At 73.7% G+C, this 17,270-nt stretch carries 19 protein-coding genes; 9 read left to right on the top strand and 10 right to left on the bottom strand.

Annotation, left to right across the window (positions count from 1 at the left end):
* Positions 1–8 precede the first annotated feature (8 nt).
* Positions 9–1,544, top strand: coding sequence for a DEAD/DEAH box helicase (locus tag Q0795_RS13190; RefSeq protein WP_298890328.1), 1,536 nt, complete (start codon positions 9–11; stop codon positions 1,542–1,544).
* On the opposite strand, the gene Q0795_RS13185 is transcribed toward Q0795_RS13190, so the two are convergent.
* The gene (locus tag Q0795_RS13185) at positions 1,520–2,392 is read right to left on the bottom strand and encodes a PHP domain-containing protein (RefSeq protein ID WP_298890326.1); all 873 of its coding nucleotides are present in this window, start codon (positions 2,390–2,392) and stop codon (positions 1,520–1,522) included. The two genes, Q0795_RS13190 and Q0795_RS13185, sit on opposite strands and share 25 nt — an antisense overlap.
* Positions 2,393–2,491: 99 nt before the next feature.
* Between Q0795_RS13185 and Q0795_RS13180 the strand changes: the two genes are divergently transcribed.
* Entirely contained in the window at positions 2,492–3,181 is a 690-nt protein-coding gene (locus tag Q0795_RS13180) for a DcrB-related protein (RefSeq protein ID WP_298890324.1), read from the top strand.
* A 69-nt stretch (positions 3,182–3,250) separates the two neighbouring features.
* Here Q0795_RS13180 and Q0795_RS13175 read toward each other — a convergent pair whose 3' ends face one another.
* Complete coding sequence (locus Q0795_RS13175) at positions 3,251–4,753, bottom strand: threonine/serine exporter ThrE family protein (RefSeq protein WP_298890323.1); 1,503 nt, start codon at positions 4,751–4,753, stop codon at positions 3,251–3,253.
* 71 nt (positions 4,754–4,824) lie between these two features.
* Here Q0795_RS13175 and Q0795_RS13170 point away from each other — a divergent pair, with 71 nt between their 5' ends.
* Positions 4,825–6,330 (top strand): aminopeptidase P family protein, encoded by a 1,506-nt coding sequence (locus Q0795_RS13170; protein WP_298890322.1) that lies wholly within the window; start codon positions 4,825–4,827, stop codon positions 6,328–6,330.
* 15 nt (positions 6,331–6,345) lie between these two features.
* On the opposite strand, the gene Q0795_RS13165 is transcribed toward Q0795_RS13170, so the two are convergent.
* The gene (locus Q0795_RS13165) at positions 6,346–6,840 is read right to left on the bottom strand and encodes a general stress protein (RefSeq protein ID WP_298890321.1); all 495 of its coding nucleotides are present in this window, start codon (positions 6,838–6,840) and stop codon (positions 6,346–6,348) included.
* Between the two features lie 87 nt (positions 6,841–6,927).
* On the opposite strand from Q0795_RS13165, the gene Q0795_RS13160 reads away from it, so the two are divergent.
* The 3 genes from Q0795_RS13160 to Q0795_RS13150 are packed head-to-tail and all read left to right on the top strand — an operon-like array spanning position 6,928 to position 10,010.
* A complete protein-coding gene (locus Q0795_RS13160; RefSeq protein WP_298890320.1) occupies positions 6,928–8,211 on the top strand; it encodes a CBS domain-containing protein in 1,284 nt (427 codons plus the stop codon).
* Entirely contained in the window at positions 8,204–8,809 is a 606-nt protein-coding gene (locus Q0795_RS13155; RefSeq protein ID WP_298890319.1) for a DUF1003 domain-containing protein, read from the top strand. Before Q0795_RS13160 ends, Q0795_RS13155 begins: the two co-directional genes overlap by 8 nt.
* A gap of 43 nt (positions 8,810–8,852) precedes the next feature.
* On the top strand, positions 8,853–10,010 hold the full coding sequence (locus Q0795_RS13150) for an Mrp/NBP35 family ATP-binding protein (protein WP_298890317.1): 1,158 nt from the start codon (positions 8,853–8,855) through the stop codon (positions 10,008–10,010).
* Positions 10,011–10,047: 37 nt separating this feature from the next.
* Here Q0795_RS13150 and Q0795_RS13145 read toward each other — a convergent pair whose 3' ends face one another.
* The 3 genes from Q0795_RS13145 to sigE all read right to left on the bottom strand — a co-directional run bounded on the left by Q0795_RS13145 (position 10,048) and on the right by sigE (position 12,360).
* Entirely contained in the window at positions 10,048–10,452 is a 405-nt protein-coding gene (locus tag Q0795_RS13145) for a Sec-independent protein translocase TatB (RefSeq protein WP_298890315.1), read from the bottom strand.
* Between the two features lie 61 nt (positions 10,453–10,513).
* Positions 10,514–11,749 carry a trypsin-like peptidase domain-containing protein gene (locus Q0795_RS13140; RefSeq protein ID WP_298890313.1) on the bottom strand — a complete coding sequence of 412 codons (1,236 nt, stop codon included), beginning with the start codon at positions 11,747–11,749 and terminating at the stop codon, positions 10,514–10,516.
* Positions 11,750–11,775: 26 nt separating this feature from the next.
* Positions 11,776–12,360 (bottom strand): RNA polymerase sigma factor SigE, encoded by a 585-nt coding sequence (sigE, locus tag Q0795_RS13135; protein ID WP_298750694.1) that lies wholly within the window; start codon positions 12,358–12,360, stop codon positions 11,776–11,778.
* A gap of 66 nt (positions 12,361–12,426) precedes the next feature.
* Here sigE and Q0795_RS13130 point away from each other — a divergent pair, with 66 nt between their 5' ends.
* The gene (locus Q0795_RS13130) at positions 12,427–13,059 is read left to right on the top strand and encodes a class I SAM-dependent methyltransferase (protein WP_298890311.1); all 633 of its coding nucleotides are present in this window, start codon (positions 12,427–12,429) and stop codon (positions 13,057–13,059) included.
* Positions 13,060–13,126: 67 nt separating this feature from the next.
* On the opposite strand, the gene Q0795_RS13125 is transcribed toward Q0795_RS13130, so the two are convergent.
* Positions 13,127–13,294 carry a DUF3117 domain-containing protein gene (locus Q0795_RS13125; RefSeq protein WP_010147956.1) on the bottom strand — a complete coding sequence of 56 codons (168 nt, stop codon included), beginning with the start codon at positions 13,292–13,294 and terminating at the stop codon, positions 13,127–13,129.
* A gap of 133 nt (positions 13,295–13,427) precedes the next feature.
* On the opposite strand from Q0795_RS13125, the gene Q0795_RS13120 reads away from it, so the two are divergent.
* Positions 13,428–14,216, top strand: a complete 789-nt coding sequence (locus tag Q0795_RS13120; RefSeq protein ID WP_298890309.1) for a PaaX family transcriptional regulator C-terminal domain-containing protein — start codon at positions 13,428–13,430, stop codon at positions 14,214–14,216.
* Positions 14,217–14,225: 9 nt separating this feature from the next.
* Positions 14,226–15,029 carry an enoyl-CoA hydratase-related protein gene (locus Q0795_RS13115; protein WP_298890308.1) on the top strand — a complete coding sequence of 268 codons (804 nt, stop codon included), beginning with the start codon at positions 14,226–14,228 and terminating at the stop codon, positions 15,027–15,029.
* A gap of 9 nt (positions 15,030–15,038) precedes the next feature.
* On the opposite strand, the gene Q0795_RS13110 is transcribed toward Q0795_RS13115, so the two are convergent.
* From Q0795_RS13110 to Q0795_RS13100, 3 genes are read right to left on the bottom strand one after another with little or no spacing between them, the layout of a single operon-like run.
* Positions 15,039–16,277, bottom strand: a complete 1,239-nt coding sequence (locus tag Q0795_RS13110; protein ID WP_298890306.1) for a hypothetical protein — start codon at positions 16,275–16,277, stop codon at positions 15,039–15,041.
* Positions 16,274–16,909, bottom strand: a complete 636-nt coding sequence (locus tag Q0795_RS13105) for a DNA-3-methyladenine glycosylase I (protein ID WP_298890304.1) — start codon at positions 16,907–16,909, stop codon at positions 16,274–16,276. The genes Q0795_RS13110 and Q0795_RS13105 overlap by 4 nt, the downstream gene beginning before the upstream one ends.
* A complete protein-coding gene (locus tag Q0795_RS13100) occupies positions 16,906–17,235 on the bottom strand; it encodes a DivIVA domain-containing protein (RefSeq protein WP_298890302.1) in 330 nt (109 codons plus the stop codon). Before Q0795_RS13100 ends, Q0795_RS13105 begins: the two co-directional genes overlap by 4 nt.
* Between the last annotated feature and the right edge of the window lie 35 nt (positions 17,236–17,270).

The following is a 17,270-nucleotide window of genomic DNA, read 5'->3' as shown; positions in this document are numbered from 1 at the left end:
GAGTACCCATGCAGGAAACCCGCACGTTCGCCGACTTCGGACTGCATCCGGACCTCGTCCGGGCGCTCGCCGACGGTGGCATCACCCACCCGTTCCCCATCCAGGCGATGACGCTGCCGGTGGCGCTGTCCCGGCACGACATCATCGGTCAGGCCAAGACCGGCACGGGCAAGACCCTCGGTTTCGGCCTCCCGCTGCTGCACAACGTGGTGGCCCCGCAGGACGAAGCGTTCGCCGACCTGGAGAAGCCGGGCGCTCCCCAGGCCCTGGTGGTCGCCCCCACCCGTGAGCTCGCCGTCCAGGTCGCCGGCGACCTGTCCAAGGCGGCAGCCCACCGCTCGACCCGCATCCTCACCGTCTACGGCGGCCGCGCCTACGAGCCGCAGATCGACGCGCTGAACCGCGGCGTCGAGATCGTCGTCGGCACCCCGGGTCGGCTGCTGGACCTCGCTGCCAAGGGCCACCTCACCCTCGGGCACGCGCGCACCGTCGTCCTCGACGAGGCGGACGAGATGCTCGATCTCGGCTTCCTGCCCGACGTGGAGAAGCTGCTGGCCCTGACCCCCGCCGGTCGCCAGACCATGCTGTTCTCGGCGACCATGCCCGGCGCCGTGGTCTCCCTGGCCCGCAGCTACATGACCCAGCCCACGCACATCCGTGCGGTCAGCGACGACGACGACGGCAGGCAGACCGTCGCAGCGGTCGAGCAGTTCGCCTACCGGGCGCACGCCATGGACAAGGTCGAGATGCTGGCCCGCATGCTGCAGGCCGACGGACGAGGGCTCACCATCGTCTTCGCCCGGACGAAGCGGACGGCCGCCAAGGTCGCCGACGAGCTGGGCGACCGCGGTTTCGCCGCGGCCGCGATCCACGGCGACCTCGGCCAGGGAGCCAGGGAGCAGGCGCTGCGGGCCTTCCGCAGCGGGAAGGTCGACATCCTCGTGGCCACGGACGTCGCGGCCCGAGGTATCGACGTCGAGGCCGTGACCCACGTCATCAACTACCAGTGCCCGGAGGACGAGAAGACCTACCTGCACCGCATCGGCCGCACCGGCCGGGCGGGCGCGACCGGTGTCGCCGTGACCTTCGTGGACTGGGACGACATGCCGCGGTGGGGCCTCATCAACAAGGCGCTGGACCTCGGCTACCCCGAGCCGGAGGAGACCTACTCCTCCAGCCCGCACCTCTTCGAGCAGCTCGGCATCCCCGAGGGCACCCGTGGGACGCTCCCCAAGTCCGCCCGCACCCGGGCCGGGCTGGGTGCCGAGGTGGTGGAGGACATCGAGGGCGCCTCGGGCCGGGAGCGGGGTGACCGGCGCGGACGCGGCCGGAGCGGCGGCTCAGGGCGAGGTGGTCAGCGCAGCGGCCAGGACGGCGGTCGGTCCGGGTCCCGCGAGGGGCACGGCCCGAGGGGCGGGTCCGCAGGAGAGGGCACCGGTGGCTCGGCGCGCCGAGCCAGCTCGACCGAGTCCGCTGGCTCCGGCGGCCGTCGCCGGCGCCGGCGTCGCACCAGTGCCGGTCACGGCGAGGCGCCCAGCAGCTGACCTCCGGTCCGCTCCAGCAGGGCGGAGAGGACCCGGGGCTGCGTGGTGTGCTCGCCCAGACGGTTGGGCTTGCCCGACCCGTGGTAGTCGCTGGACCCGGTCGGCAGCAGCCCGTGGCGCGTGGCGAGCCGACCGGCCAGGTCCCGTCCGGTCCCGTCGTGGTCGCGGTGGTCCACCTCGATCCCCGCGAGGCCGGCCTCGACGAGGTCACCCAGGAGCTCGCGCGGCACGGCCCGGCCGCGCGCGGCGGCGAAGGGGTGCGCGAGCACGGCCGCTCCTCCGGCGGAGCGCACCAGCTCGACGGCCCGGCGCGGGTCCGGGGCGTAGTGCGCGACGTGGAAGGGGCTGCTGGAGTGGAGCACGTCGGCGAAGGCCGCGTCGCGGTCCGGGTACCTCCCGCGCAGCACGAGGACGTCGGCGATGTGCGGGCGCCCCAACGAGGCGCCGGCGGAGGTCTGCTGCAGCACCTCCTCCCAGGACACCGGGAAGCCGGCCTCCGCCAACCGGTCGACCATCCTCCGCAGACGGCCGTCCCTGCTGCGCCGGATGCGCCCCAGCTCCTCGAGCAGGTCCGGGTCGGTCGGGTCCACGAGGTAGCCGAGCAGGTGGACGGACGCTCCCCCCACGCTGCAGGACATCTCCAGCCCGGGCACGACCACGACGCCTCGCTCCCGGCCCGCCCGGTCAGCCTCCTCCCAGCCCGAGACGGCATCGTGGTCGGTGAGCGCCACCACGTCCAGGCCGGCCTCCTGGGCCCGGCGCACGACCTGCGCGGGTGTCTCGGTGCCGTCGCTGTGCGTGGAGTGCACGTGCAGGTCGATCCGGGCGCTCGGCGCGAGACGGGGCATGAGCCCACCGTAGGCGGCGGCCCGGGCGGGCATACTGGAACCCCACTCCCCATCCGCGCGCGCCACCGGCGCGCCAGACACGAGACACCGAGGAGAAGCATGACCACGACCCGAGCCTCGCTCCGGACCGCCGGAGCCGCGACCGTGCTCGCCGTCCTGGCCCTGGCCGGCTGCGCCGAGGAGGAGCCGGTCGCGGAGCCCACGGCGACCAGCACCGCGACCGACGACGCCGCGACCAGCAGCGCCCCGGAGGACGCGCAGGAGGAGACCGCCTCCGACGACGCCGCGGCGGACACGGCCACGCAGACCGAGCAGGCGGAGGCGACCAGCGAGCCGGAGGATCTCGAGCTCAGCGCGAGCGACGGGTCCTTCACGGTCACCGTCCCGGCCGGCTGGGAGGACGCCACCTCGACGGCGCAGGAGCAGACCGAGACGGCCGTGCTGGCGGCCCGGGACGGCGAGCGGGTCGACTCCTTCTACAGCAACATCGTCATCACCCAGGAGGAGTACGTCGGCAACCTCACCTCCGCGGTGGAGAGCTCGGCGGAGCAGCTGGCCGGCGAGGACGGGGAGTACGAGCTGCTCGAGCCGGCCGAGGTGGACGGCAACCGGGCTCCCGGCTACACCCTGGTGCGCGAGGTCCAGGACGCGACCGTGCACCAGACGCAGCGCTGGGTGTCCCACGAGGGCACGCTCTACGTCGTCACGCTCTCCGCGGTGGAGAGTCAGGCCGAGGACGCCGAGCCGGTCCTCGAGGACCTGCTCGCGAGCTGGACCTGGGACGACTGAGGAACGACTGAGCGCCACACCGACCGAGGACGTCCCGCCCCGGCGCACCCTCCGTCGTCAGGCTGCCGCTCAGGCCCCGGCCACGTAGGTGCCCCGGGACCGGCGGCGGGCCCGGATCGCAGCCCGGTCCAGGCCGAGCTTGCGTCGCGCGAGGTAGCCACCGATGGCCAGCCCGCCCGCCAGGCCCAGCCCGGTCGCCACGGCGTCGACGAAGTAGATCACCGCCTCGGGGACGGTCTCCGCGTCGTTCTGCATGATGACGTAGAGCGCGCGGTAGACGGCCATACCAGGCAGCAGCGAGACGATGCCCGCCGTGGCGATCGCGGCCTCCGGCACGTGCAGCACCCGGTACGCGACGTAGGCCAGGGCACCGACCAGGGAGGCCGCGACGGCGACACCCGCCGGGGTGGCGAGGCCGACGTAGATCGCCACCTCGAGGGTCAGCCACGCCGGCACGGCCACCCCCACGCTCACCAGGATGGTCCGGGTGCCCGAGTAGGTGCTCAGGCAGAAGCCGAGCGCGATGAGCATCGCCCCGATGGTGGAGAGCAGGGGCGTGCCACCCAGCCCGAGGAGCGGGTTGGCCTGCATGGACACGCCGAACCACCGGGAGATGCCCAGCACCGAGGCCACCCCGACCGCGATGCCCAGGGTCATCATGATCACCTCGAGGCCCCGTGCACCCGCGGTGACGTAGTAGCCGTCGATCGCGTCCTGGGCGGCACCCAGGACGCCCAGCCCGGCGAGCAGCACGACGATGCCGGAGATGACGACCACGGACGGGCTCTCCCGGCCGATGGCGTACATGACGAGCGCGATGCCCGTGGGGATGGCGGCGCTGAGGACCTGCGTGAAGAACGCCGCGACCCCCCAGATGTAGAGCTGGCGCTGGACCCGGTCGACGGTGGCCGCGGAGATCGCGGCCACCGCCCACATGAGGGGACCCGCACCGAAGAGCATGACGACGCCGACCGACATGATCGCGGCCCCCACGGTGACGACCCAGCGACGGTAGGGGTGGGGCGACGCGAGCAGGGTCGACAGGTGGGACCGGGCGGCGTCGACGTCCAGCGAGGGACCCTCGCCGGAGCTCTCGGCCGAGCGGACGATCTCCTCGATGTGTCGCTGCACGGCCTCCAGCCGGGTGTAGTCCGGCGCCCGGTCGTTGATGACGCGCATCACGGTCAGGGAGTCCTCGTCCAGCCCCCGGTGCACCGAGACCGAGATCGAGGTGTAGGTGATGTCGACGTGCATCGACCGGATGCCGTAGGCGTGCCCGAGGCGCAGCACGATCGCCACCGTGTCGGCCGCCGAGGCCCCCGTCGACAGCAGCGCCTCGCCGACCCGCAGGGCCAGGTCGCAGACCGCCCGGGCGTGCCGCTGGCTCGCCTCGTCGCCACCGCTGCGCACCCCCAGCGCCGTGGTCGGGGGCGAGCTGGAGCGCACGACGTGCACGGCGGCGTGCTTGAGGTGGCGGCCGAGACGGGCCGCCGGGATCAGCTGCGGACGGGCGATCCGCTGGGGTCCGGTCACCTCGCCGGGCATCGTCGTGAAGGGGGTCTGCTCGCTCATCAGGACCCAGCGTAGGGCCCGCCGCTGACCGTCCGCTCGGTGCTCCCTGGGCACCGCCTACGATGAGCCGGGTGAGTGAGAAGCAGCACAAGGCAGAGCACCGGAACCGGCCGACGGGCGAGGCCTTCATGGCCTTCATGCGGGAGGGCTGGGCACCCCGGTCGGGTGAGCTCCCCGAGCTCACCGACGCCGCCCGGTATGCCGCGGTGCGGCGGCAGGCGCTGTCCGCCACCTTCCCCGGCGAGCGCCTGGTCGTGCCCGCTGGCGGGCTCAAGATCCGCAGCAACGACACCGACTACGTCTTCCGCCCGCACAGCGCCTTCGCCCACCTCACCGGCCTGGGGGCCGACCGTGAGCCGGACGCGGTGCTGGTCCTGGACCCGCTGCCCTCCGGGGACGGCCACGAGGCGACCCTCTACTTCCTGCCGCTCGCGGACCGCGACAGCGAGGAGTTCTTCGCCGACTCCCGGTCCGGAGAGTTCTGGGTCGGGTCCCGTCCCACGCTCGCCAGCGCCGCGGCCGAGCTGGGCCTCTCGACGCGCCACCTGTCCGAGCTCCCGGACGCCGTGGCCAAGGACGTCGGTCCCTCCGGGCTGGCGGTGCGGGTCGTGCGCGACGCCGACCGCGAGGTCGCGGCCACGGTCGACCGGGTCCGCGAGCAGTCCGGGCTGTCCTCCGGCGAGCAGGCGCAGGAGGCCGACCTGGGGCTCGCGCGCACGCTCTCGACGATGCGCCTGGTCAAGGACGGCTGGGAGGTGGCGCAGATGCAGGAGGCGGTCGACGCCACCGCGACCGCCTTCGACGCCGTGGTGGAGCACCTCCCGGAGGCGGTCCGGCGCGGGCGCGGGGAAAGGTGGGTCGAGGGGGTCTTCGGGCTGCACGCGCGCCACGCCGGCAACGGTGTCGGCTACGACTCCATCTGCGCTGCCGGCGACCACGCGACCACCCTGCACTGGATCCGCAACACGGGCGAGGTGAGGGACGGGGACCTCCTGCTGCTCGACGCCGGCGTCGAGACCGACGCGCTCTACACCGCCGACGTCACCCGCACCGTGCCGGTGTCCGGTCGCTTCACCGAGCCGCAGCGACGGGTCTACGAGGCCGTCCTCGAGGCCCAGGAGGCCGGTCTGGCCGCGGTGCGGCCCGGCAACAGGTTCAAGGACGTCCACGCGGCCGCCATCGAGGTCATCGCGCGGCACCTGCTGGAGTGGGGGCTGCTCCCCGAGGACGTCACCCTCGAGCAGACCCTCGACGCCGAGGAGGGACAGTTCCACCGCCGCTGGATGGTGCACGGCACCAGCCACCACCTCGGGCTGGACGTGCACGACTGCGCCCAGGCCCTGCGCGAGGACTATGTCGAAGGTGAGCTGCGCGAGGGCATGGTCCTCACCGTGGAGCCCGGGCTGTACTTCAAGTCCGACGACCTGCTCGTCCCGGAGGAGCTGCGCGGGATCGGGGTCCGCATCGAGGACGACGTGGTCGTGACCGCGGACGGAGCGCGCAACCTGTCGGCCGCGCTGCCGCGGACGGCGCCCGAGGTGGAGGCCTGGGTGCGCGACGCCGGTCGCCGACGCTGACCGGCGCCGGGTCGATCAGGACAGCCGGCCGTCCAGCAGCTCTCGGGCACGCTCGACCAGCTTGTGCTCGGTGAGCACCTCGTAGCGGGTGGCCACCACCTGGCTCACGGAGGTGAAGTCGCGACGGCCCCGGGTGAAGGCATAGCCGATCAGGCCCCAGACCAGACCGAAGACGGCACCGAAGCAGGCCGTCCAGATCACCGTCATCAGCGCGTCGCGCGGCCCGGCGAACAGGGCGAAGATGAGGCCGACGAAGAGCCCCAGCCACACGCCGGACAACGCTCCGCCGAGCGCCACGCGCCCCGTCGTGAGCCGGCCGGTGACCCGCTCCACCTGCTTGAGCTCGGTGCCGACGATGAGGACCTGGTCCACCGGGAACTCGTGGTCGGAGAGGTAGTCCACGGCCTCCTGGGCCTGGTCGTAGCGCTCGAAGACCCCGAGGCTCTTCGGGTAGTCGAGGTCCAGGGTCGGCCGGGGCAGGGACGTGCGGGGACCGGTCGGAGTAGTCACCCCCTCATTGTGCCCACCACCCCCGCAACCGCGCCATTCCGGCGCACCGCGCTCCCCGGGGGTCGCCGACCTCGTATTGTCCTGGGGGTGAGCACCCACCGTGTCTTCGTCGCCCGCCTCAACGGCCTGAGCGTCTTCGACCCGCTGGGGGACGAGGTCGGCCGGGTGCGCGACGTCGTCGTCACCCTCACCGCTCGCTCGGCCGCGCACGGGCCGCGGGTCATCGGTCTGGTGGTCGAGGTCCCCGGGCGGCGGCGCGTCTTCGTGCCGATCACCCGGGTGACGTCGGTGGACGCCGGACAGGTCATCAGCACGGGGCTGCTCAACATGCGCCGCTTCGAGCAGCGCGCCGGTGAGACCCTCGTCGTGGGTGAGCTCTTCGACCGGCAGGTCACCGTGACCGAGGGGTCCGAGCGCCGTCCTGCCGTGGTCGAGGACATGGCGATGGACCAGCAGCGGAGCGGGGACTGGCGCATCACCAAGATCTTCGTCCGCAAGGGTCGGGACGAGGCGCCACGGCGGGGGCTTCTCCGTCGGCGCCGCGGCGAGACGCTGCTCGTCGACATCGACGCCGTCGAGGGCCTGCAGGAGCAGGGGCCCCCGCAGGCCGCCACCGCCCTCCTGGAGGCCTACGAGGACCTCAAGCCGCAGGACCTCGCCGAGGCCATCCACGACCTGTCGGCCAAGCGGCGCGCCGAGGTGGCGGACGCCCTCGACGACGAGACCCTCGCGGACGTGCTGGAGGAGCTGCCCGACGACGACCGCCTCGAGATCCTCACCCACCTGCCGACCGACCGGGCCGCCGACATCCTGGAGGTCATGCAGCCGGACGACGCCACGGACCTGCTGTCCGACCTCCCGGAGGCCGTGCAGGAGGAGCTGCTGGCCCTCATGGAACCGGACGAGGCCGCCGACCTGCGGCGGCTGCTGACCTACGACGAGAACACCGCCGGTGGTCTCATGACGACCGACCCAGTGATCCTCGGGCCGGAGGCCAGCATCGCCGAGGCCCTGGCCCTGGTCCGACGGGAGGAGATGCACCCCGCCACCGCGTCGCTGGTCTACGTCACGCGCCCCCCGCACGAGACCCCGACCGGCCGCCTGCTCGGCAGCATCCACATCCAGCGGCTGCTGCGCGAGGCCCCGCACCAGCCCGTGGGGTCGATCCTCGACACCGACATCGACCCCGTCTCCCCCGGCGCCAGCCTCGGGGTCGTCACGCGGGCCCTGGCGACCTACAACCTCGTGGCCCTCCCCGTGGCCGACCCGGAGGGTCGCCTGCTCGGAGCGGTGACCGTCGACGACGTCCTGGACCACATCCTCCCCGGCGACTGGCGAGAGACCGACCTGACGGAGGCGGACGATGTCTGAGCCGACGCGCCACACGGCACGGGCCCGCGGGGGCAGCCGCCGGGCGGACCCGACCTCGACCGGCCCCCGTCTCGACCAGCCCCTGGCCAAGCAGTCGCGCTGGATGCCGCAGGCGCGGATGGACCCCGAGAGCTTCGGGGCGTTCGCGGAGCGGTTCGCGCGGTTCATGGGGACGGCGCGATTCCTCGTGTGGATGACGCTGTTCGTCCTCGTCTGGATCGCCTGGAACACCGTGCTCCCCGCGGAGGCGCGCTTCGACCCCTACGCCTTCATCTTCCTCACCCTCATGCTCAGCCTCCAGGCGTCCTACGCGGCGCCGCTCATCCTGCTCGCGCAGAACCGGCAGGACGACCGCGACAAGGTGCAGATGGAGCAGGACCGCACCCGGGACGAGCGCACGCAGGCCGACACCGAGTTCCTCACCCGTGAGGTGGCGGCCCTGCGACTGGCCATGCGCGACATCGCGACCCGTGACTTCGTGCGCTCCGAGCTGCGGGACCTGCTGGAGGAGCTGCGCGCCCAGGACGCCGGGGACGACCCGACCCCGGAGCGGCAGCAGCACGGCGACGGGGGTGCGGGGACCCGGCACGACCGCTGAGGGCGCCGTCGCCGGTGCCCCGTCCGGCGCCTACCATGGAGGTATGCCCACCCCCAGCGACGACGCCCTGCACGCTGCCCTGGCCCGCGTCAACGACCCGGAGATCAAGAAGCCGATCACCGAGCTCGGGATGCTCGAGGCGGTCGACGTCGCCGACGACGGCCACGTCCAGGTCACGGTGCTGCTGACCGTCCCCGGCTGCCCGCTCAAGGACACCATCACCCGCGACGTCACGGCTGCGGTGAGCGAGGTCGAGCACGTCACCGGGGTGGACGTCCGGCTGGGCGTGATGACCGAGGAGCAGCGCGGCGCGCTGAAGGACCAGCTGCGCGGTGGGCAGGCCGAGCGCGAGATCCCCTTCGCCCGGCCCGACTCCCTCACGACGGTGTATGCCGTGGCCTCCGGCAAGGGTGGCGTGGGCAAGTCCTCGGTCACCGTCAACCTGGCCGTCGCCCTGGCCGAGGAGGGCCTGCGGGTGGGGGTGGTCGACGCGGACATCTACGGCTTCTCCGTGCCCCGCATGATGGGCATCACCCAGGCACCCACCCAGGTGGACGACATGATCCTGCCGCCGGTCGCCGAGCCCAGCGGGGTCAAGGTCATCTCCATCGGCATGTTCGTCCCCGGCAACCAGCCGGTCGTCTGGCGCGGGCCGATGCTCCACCGGGCCATGCAGCAGTTCCTGGCCGACGTCTACTGGGGCGACCTGGACGTCCTGCTCCTCGACCTGCCCCCCGGCACCGGCGACATCGCCATCACCGTGGCCCAGCTGCTGCCGAGCAGCGAGCTGCTGGTCGTCACCACGCCGCAGCAGGCCGCCGCCGAGGTGGCCGAGCGGGCCGGCGCCATCGCGCTGCAGACCCACCAGCGGCTCGCCGGGGTCATCGAGAACATGTCCTGGCTGGAGCTGCCGGACGGCTCCCGCTCCGAGCTCTTCGGCAGCGGTGGCGGTCAGGCGGTCGCCGACTCGCTCTCCCGCTCCATCGGCGCGCAGGTGCCGCTGCTGGGGCAGGTGCCGATCGACGTGGCCCTGCGCGAGGGCGGCGACCACGGCACCCCCGTCGTCGCGGCCCAGAACGGCGCCGCCGACACCCCCGCGGCGACCGCGCTGCGGGGCGTCGCCCGGCAGCTGGCCCGACGGGGCCGCGGTCTGGCGGGGCGCAAGCTGGGCATCACGCCCACCGCTCGCGCCTCGTCCTAGGGACGAGGTCGCGGCACGTCCACGTCGGACGGCGAGACTAGGTCGCGTCGGTGTCGAACGGCGTGGGCCGTGAGGGATCGTGCCCCCCGCCCAACGCCGGGCGCATGCGGGCGGACACCGGCTTCTCCCCCTGCTCCCCCGCGTCGGCGCCCCCTCCCGCCCGGGCCGAGGACGACGTCGCGCCCCGGGGCTCGGTGAGGGCCTCGCGCACGATGCGTCGGGGGTCGTACTGCCGGGGGTCCAGCTGCTGCCAGTCGATGTCGTCGAAGCCCGGGCCGAGCTCGTCGCGCAGCTGCCCCTTGGCCCCTTCGGCGAGGTCGCGCAGGTAGCGGACACCGTGACCGAGCTTGGCGGCATACCCCGGCAGCCGGGTCGGGCCGAGGATGATGAGCGCGGCCAGCACCAGCAGCAGGATCTCGCCGCCCGCGAGGTTGCCGATCACGCTGTTCCTCCGCTCCGGGGGCCACCTCGTGCGGGTGGACGGGACACCGGTGTCACCCTACCTAGTCCCCCGAGCCGACCAGGGTGATGCTCACCATGCGCTCCTCGCCGGAGGCGGTCCGCAGCTCCAGCTCGACGCTGTCGCCCACGGCGTAGGAGCGCAGGACCACGATGAGGTGCTGGGAGTCCCGGATCGTCGTCCCGTCGACGGAGAGGATGACGTCGCCCGGTCGCACCCCGGCGCGGTCCGCCGGGCCGCCGGCGACCACCGGGTCGTCCTCGCCGGCCACCTGCCGCCGGACCCGGGCGCCGTCCCCGGTGTAGGTGAGGTCGACGAGGACGCCCATGACCGGGTACTCGCTGGTCCCGGTCTCGATGAGCTGGGTCGCCGTGCGGTCGGCCTGCTCGGCGGGGACGGCGAAGCCCAGACCGATGCTGCCCGACCTGCCGCCGAACCCCGCGGCCTGGGGCACCTGGGCGATGGCCGAGTTCACCCCGACGACGCGCCCGGACAGGTCGAGGAGAGGTCCACCCGAGTTGCCGGGGTTGATGGCGGCGTCGGTCTGGATGGCGCTGATGTAGCTCGTGCTCTCCTGCGTCCCCCCCGCGACGACCGGGCGGTCCTTCGCCGACACGATGCCGCTGGTGACCGTGCTGTCCAGCCCCAGCGGCGCGCCCACCGCGACGACCGTCTGACCCACCAGCACGTCGTCGGAGTCGGCGAACTGCAGCGGGGTGAGGTCTTCGCGCTCCACCTGCAGCACGGCGATGTCGTAGGCGGGGTCCGACCCGACCACCTCGGCCTCGAGCGGGTCCTCGCCGGGCAGCTCGACGAGGATGGGGTCACCCTGGCCCGCCCCCTCGATGACGTGGTGGTTGGTGACGAGGTACCCGTCGCGGCGCACGACGAAGCCGGACCCCAGGCCCAGCGACCCGTCCTCGCCGATCGAGATGAGGGCCACGCTGGGCAGCACCGCGCGGGAGAGCCCACTGATGGTGCCGTCGGCCTGGGCGGGCGGCACCTCGGGGCTGCTCTGCGCGGCGTCGGCACGGGCGGGCTCGTCGGCCGGGTCGGGCGGCTGGTCCTGCGAGGACGTCGAGGACGAGGCCACCGGCTCGATCCGGTCCGCGAGCACCGCGCCCCCCAGACCGCCCAGCGCGCCACTGACCAGGGCCACGAGCACCACGGGCACGAGGGAGCGTCGTGCCGGGCGACGCGCCGCGGCGCGACGGGGCGCCGGGCCAACGGATGGCGGGGCGGGGCCGTCGATGGGCCGCTCGGTCGTGGGATCGGTCATACCCACGGATTCTGCCAGCGCCGACGTCAGCCGAGCGCGGCGGCCGGTCGACCCAGCCCGGCGCCCGCGGGACGCAGCCCACGGCTGGGACGGCGGTGGGCGAGCGACTGACGCAGCAGCGCCCGGCCACGGTGGATGCGCGAGCGCACCGTCCCCATCTTGATGCCCAGGGTCTGGGCGACCTCCTCGTAGGAGAGGCCCTCGATGTCGGACAGGACCACCGCCGCACGGAACTGGGGCGGCAGGGCGTTGAGCGCCTGCTGGATGTCCCCGTCGAGGTGGGTCATGGCATAGACCTGCTCGGGGTCGGTGCCCGAGGCCCGCAGCGGCAGCCGGGCGGACAGCTCCTCGGTCAGGGCGTCGAAGCGGATCCGCTGCCGGCGGCGCATCTTGTCCAGGAACAGGTTGGTCGTGATGCGGTGGAGCCAGCCCTCGAAGGTCCCGGGACGGTAGGAGTCGAGGGAGCGGAAGACCCGGACGAAGACGTCCTGGGTGAGGTCCTCGGCCTCGTGCGGGTCACCGGTCAGCCGGTAGGCCAGGCGGTAGACGCGGGGAGAGTGCTCGCGCACGATCTCCTCCCAGCTCGGGGGCACCCAGTCCGGCGTCGACATGGACCAACGGTGTCAGGTCCGGCTGGGAGGAGGCTGGACGGTCCGGGCCGGGATAGGCTACGCCCCATGGCAGCACCCAAGGCATCCTCGGTCGCCTACGCCGAGGACTTCATCGCCCCCCACCCCGTCATCGAGTCGGCCCAGCGGCGCGGCGAGGAGCTCGGGGCGACCCCCCTCGGCAACGGTGCGGGCGCCACGCTGCGGCTGCTGGCAGCGGCGGTCCGGGCCGCCCACGTGGTCGAGGTGGGCACCGGCGCCGGGAGCTCGGGGCTGTGGCTCCTGCAGGGTATGCCGCGCGACGGGATCCTCACGACGATCGACAGCGACCCGGAGCACCAGCGGGCCGCGCGGGAGGCCTACGCGGCGGCGGGCATCCCGCCGCAGCGCACCCGGGTGATCAGCGGGGACGCCGCGGCCGTGCTCGGCCGGTTGACCGACGGTGCCTACGACCTGGTCCTGGTGGACGCCGACAAGGACGGCTATCCGGTCTACGCCGAGGCCGCGCTGCGTCTGCTGCGTCCGGGCGGGCTGCTCGTCCTCGACAACATGCTCTGGCACGACAAGGTCGCCGACCCGGCCGCCCGCGACGAGACCACCAGCATCCTGCGCGACCTCGGCAAGACCCTGCGCGAGGAGGACGGACTGGTCCCCGCCCTCCTCCCGGTGGGTGACGGGCTGTTCGTCGCGGTCAAGCGCTGAGCAACGTCAGAGCCCCCGGACGGTCTCGGCGTCCAGGGGCTCCGCGGCGGTGCGGGGGGCGGGTCGGTCAGCCCACGCAGTCCTTGATGGCGTCCCCCAGGGCGCTCGCCTCTTCGGCGTTCATCTCGACGACGAGCCGGCCACCGCCCTCCAGAGGCATGCGCAGGACGATGCCGCGGCCCTCCTTGGTCACTTCCAGCGGACCATCCCCGGTGCGAGGCTTCATTGCTGCCATGGTTGCCCTTCCTCGTGGCGCGGCCTGCCGCCGCTCCTCCGCCGCGGTGTCGACGGAGACATGTCACCGAATTATCCCCCCTGGCTGACGCCGTGCCTAATCGGGGTGACCCGACGTGCGGCACACTGTCCCCGTGCACGCCCGCTCCGCCGTCGTCGACCTCTTCGGCGACCACCTGCGACGACGTGGCTGGTGGGCGCCGGTCTCCGCGGTCCTCGCGCTCACCTCCGCGGTCGAGGTGGCCGGCCCGGCCACCCGGACGGCGATCTCCCGGCTGGTGGCCCAGGGGTGGCTCGAGGCCCGGGCCGAGGAGGGGGTCCGGGGGTATGCCGCGACCCCCCGGGCCCGGGTCCGCTGGGAACGAGCCCACGACCGGGTCTACGCTCCCGGTCCCCCCGTCTGGGACGGGTGCTGGCACCTGGTCCACGTCGACTCCGGCGGCGACCGCCGACGTCGTGAGCAGGTGACCCGGACCATGACCTACCTCGGCTACGGGCGGCTGGGCTCCGGCGGCTGGGTCAGCCCCCGACCGAGCCCCGAGCTCGAGCCCTCGTTGGGGCCGCTCGAGGTCGGCTGGGTGGCGGTGCACGGCCGGCTGGAGCCGACCCAGGACCCGGCCCGGCTCGCGGGCCGCGTCTGGGACCTGGACGGTCTGGCCGAGGAGCACCACCGGTTCGCGCAGACGCTCGCCTCCGCGCCGGCGGTGGCCGGGTTGCGTCCCGAGCTCGCCTACCGCGAGCGCACCGCCCTGGTGCACGCCTGGCGGCGCTTCCTCTTCCGGGACCCCGACCTCCCGCCCGAGGTGCTGCCGGTCGGCTGGCCGGGCCACCGCTCGCGCGAGCTCTTCCTCGACCGGGCGGCCGACCTGGCGCCCGCCGCCGACCACTACGTCGATGGCGTGCTCGCCTCGAGCGTTCGGTAGGTTGGGAGGATGAGCAGCGCCGCCTCCCCCGTCCAGGTGGACCACGACGCCGGCAGCGGCGTCGCCGTCCTCCGGCTCCACCGTCCCGAGGCCATGAACTCCCTCGACGTCGCGACCAAGGAAGCCCTGCTCGAGGCCCTGCGCACCGTCGCCGGCGACCCCGAGGTCCGGTGCGTCGTGCTCACCGGGACCGGTCGGGCGTTCTGCGTCGGCCAGGACCTCAAGGAGCACGTGCAGCTGCTCGGTGAGGACGCCGAGGCGTTGTGGCGGACCGTCGCCGAGCACTACAACCCCGTGGTCGAGCTGCTCGCCACCATGGACAAGCCGGTCGTCGCCGCGGTGAACGGCGTGGCGGCGGGAGCCGGGGCGGCCTTCGCCTTCGCCTGCGACCTGCGCTACGTCGCGGCCTCCGCCGGCTTCAACCTGGCCTTCACCGGCATCGCGCTGTCCTGCGACTCGGGGACCTCCTGGTCCCTCCCCCGCCTGGTCGGCACGGCTCGGGCCAAGGAGCTGCTGCTCTTCCCGCGGACCGTCCCGGCGGAGGAGGCGCTGAGCCTCGGGCTGGCCACCGAGGTCGTCCCCGACGAGGAGCTGCTCCCCCGTGCCCTGGACGTGGCACGGCGGCTGGCGGCCGGACCGACCCTGGCCTACGGCGCGGTGCGGCGGGCCGTCGCGTTCTCCGCCGGCCACGGCCTCGCCGACTCGCTGGAGGTCGAGGAGACCCTCATGGCCCGGACCGGCACCAGCACCGACCACCGCGCGGCCGTGGACGCCTTCCTGGCCAAGGAGAAGCCGGTCTACACCGGCCGCTGAGGCCCTCGGTCACGGCGGGTAGTCGCTGGGGGGCTCGAACCGGAAGAGGTACCACCCCCACCACACCTGCCACGCGACCATGAGGGCCGCCAGGACGGCGGTGCGGACCACCAGCAGCCACCGTGGCTGCTCGTGCTCCCGGGTGCCCGGCGCCCACCCGGCCCCGGCCAGCACGACGAAGAGCGGGAAGAGCAGCATGAGGTAGCGGTACAAGCTGGTCCACGGGTCCAGCGCCGCGAACAGGTAGAGCGCGTACCCGAGGCACCAGGTGCGCAGGGCCAGACCCAGCCCTGCCGCCCACGGACCGATCACGGCCAGGACGAGCACCCCGATGCCGGCCGCCAGGACGAGCAGCCCGGCGAGGTCCCCCCACAGCCACTGCGCCCGTTCGATGCTGGGCAGGAACGGCAGCACCTGCTCGCCGCCGCGCCAGGCGGACATCGTCGAGGTGTAGGCGTCCGCCTGGCCGGTCCGCACCCAGGCGATGGCCGGCCACAGCAGTCCGGCGAGCCCGCACCCCACGAGGGCGGCCACCATCGCGAGGTACTCCCGGGGAGGCAGCGGGCGCTCGCGCCTGCGGCGCCACCGCGCGACCACGACCACCAGGGCGACCAGCCCCAGCGGCAGCGCCACCGGGCGGGCCAGTCCGGTGAGCAGGGCGACGGCTCCGGCGGCCCACCACCGCTCCCGCACGAGCAGCCAGAGCGCGGCCGCCAGCACGAGCAGCGCGATCGACTCGGTGTAGGCGACCTGGAAGGTGGGTGAGCTCGGGTACGCCCCGAGGAGGGCCACCCCCGCCAGCGCACCGGCCGGGCCGACCCGGTCGCGCAGCAGGCCGGCGACGACGACGGCGGCGGCATACCCCAGGACCGTGGCGACGACGGGGCCGGCGACCGCGAACGGCCACCCGGTCAGCGCCATGACACCACGCGCGAGCAGCGGGAAGACGGGGTAGAAGGCCCACGGGTTCTGCTGGACGACGCCGTCCGTCCCGACGGGCACCTCGTCGGGGTAGCCCTCGGTGGCGATGCGTTCGTACCACTGGCCGTCCCACAGCGTCGCGAACTGGAAGTACAGGCCGACGCCGGGGTCGTCGTAGACGGAGGGGTCCTGGTGGTCGTGGGCCAGCCGGAGGAGGACCACCCCGCTGACCGCGCGCAGCAGGGTCCAGAGGAGGAGCACCGCCCCCACGAAGCGCAGGTCGAGCAGGCGGGCCGGCAGCGGGGCCCGGGTCGCCGCGCGGGTCATGAGGTGGCGCGCATCTCCGTCGGACGGAGCCCGGAGCGCGCCGAGCCGGCGCGGAAGCACCCGACGAGGTGGTCGTCGACCAACCCGCAGGCCTGCATCGCGGCATACAGGGTGGTCGGGCCGACCTGCTCGAAACCGGCCTTGCGCAGCCGCTTCGCGAGCAGCTCGGACTCGGCGCTCTGCGTGGGGACGTCGGCGAAGCGACGCGGCCTCGGCGTCGGCTCGGGCGCGTGCGTCCACAGCAGCTCCTCGAGACCGCCGTGCTCGCGCAGCCCCAGGGTCGCGCGGGCGTTCGCGATGGTGGCCTCGATCTTGCGCCGGTTGCGCACGATCGACTCGTCCGTGAGCAGGCGCCGCACGTCGGTCTCGGTGAAGTCGGCGACCACCTCCGCGTCGAAGCCGGCGAAGGCGCGCCGGAAGGCAGGCCGTTTGCGCAGGATGACCAGCCACGACAGTCCGCTCTGGAAGCCCTCCAGGCACAGGCGCTCCAGCAGCGCCGACTCCCCGTGGACCGGCTTGCCCCACTCCCGGTCGTGGTAGTCGCGGTAGTCCGCGTGCTGCAGCCCTGGCCACCCGCACCGGGCGACCCCGTCGGGGCCCACCGTCAGGTCCTGTGCTCGTGCGTCGTTCACCTCTCCCCCTCCGACGTCCGGTCCGGCCACTCTCCCGCCGCCGCGGCCGACCCCTCGCGCAGCCGGGCGATCTCGATGTCCCGTTCCCTCAGCTCGCCGGCGAGCCGGTCCATGACCTGGTCGACCTGCTCCATCCGGTAACCCCGCAGCGCCTGGTCGAAGCGGACCGCGCCGACCGCCTCCGGCGGGACCGGCCCCGCAGGCAGGCCACGGGCCGACTGCGTGTCGACCGCCGGGCCCACCCCGGGCACCTCACGACGGGCGACCGCCCAGGCCAGCACGGCACCGAGGGCGACCACCAGACAGACGACCCCGAGGATGATCACGGCACCGATCATGGCACGCCAGGACCCCGATGACC

Origin of the sequence: uncultured Serinicoccus sp. (assembly GCF_947487915.1) — a bacterium.
Taxonomy (GTDB): domain Bacteria; phylum Actinomycetota; class Actinomycetes; order Actinomycetales; family Dermatophilaceae; genus Ornithinicoccus.
This window is presented reverse-complemented; position numbering and strand designations above follow the sequence as displayed.

Coding starts and splice junctions, on each gene's coding strand:
- Q0795_RS13185 (WP_298890326.1), bottom strand. CDS start 2,392: ATGCCCCGTCTCGCGCCGAGCGCCCGGATCGACCTGCACGTGCACTCC.
- Q0795_RS13110 (WP_298890306.1), bottom strand. CDS start 16,277: ATGACCCGCGCGGCGACCCGGGCCCCGCTGCCGGCCCGCCTGCTCGAC.
- Q0795_RS13190 (WP_298890328.1), top strand. CDS start 9: ATGCAGGAAACCCGCACGTTCGCCGACTTCGGACTGCATCCGGACCTC.
- Q0795_RS13180 (WP_298890324.1), top strand. CDS start 2,492: ATGACCACGACCCGAGCCTCGCTCCGGACCGCCGGAGCCGCGACCGTG.
- Q0795_RS13175 (WP_298890323.1), bottom strand. CDS start 4,753: ATGAGCGAGCAGACCCCCTTCACGACGATGCCCGGCGAGGTGACCGGA.
- Q0795_RS13130 (WP_298890311.1), top strand. CDS start 12,427: ATGGCAGCACCCAAGGCATCCTCGGTCGCCTACGCCGAGGACTTCATC.
- Q0795_RS13115 (WP_298890308.1), top strand. CDS start 14,226: ATGAGCAGCGCCGCCTCCCCCGTCCAGGTGGACCACGACGCCGGCAGC.
- Q0795_RS13155 (WP_298890319.1), top strand. CDS start 8,204: ATGTCTGAGCCGACGCGCCACACGGCACGGGCCCGCGGGGGCAGCCGC.
- Q0795_RS13140 (WP_298890313.1), bottom strand. CDS start 11,749: ATGACCGATCCCACGACCGAGCGGCCCATCGACGGCCCCGCCCCGCCA.
- Q0795_RS13150 (WP_298890317.1), top strand. CDS start 8,853: ATGCCCACCCCCAGCGACGACGCCCTGCACGCTGCCCTGGCCCGCGTC.
- Q0795_RS13125 (WP_010147956.1), bottom strand. CDS start 13,294: ATGGCAGCAATGAAGCCTCGCACCGGGGATGGTCCGCTGGAAGTGACC.
- sigE (WP_298750694.1), bottom strand. CDS start 12,360: ATGTCGACGCCGGACTGGGTGCCCCCGAGCTGGGAGGAGATCGTGCGC.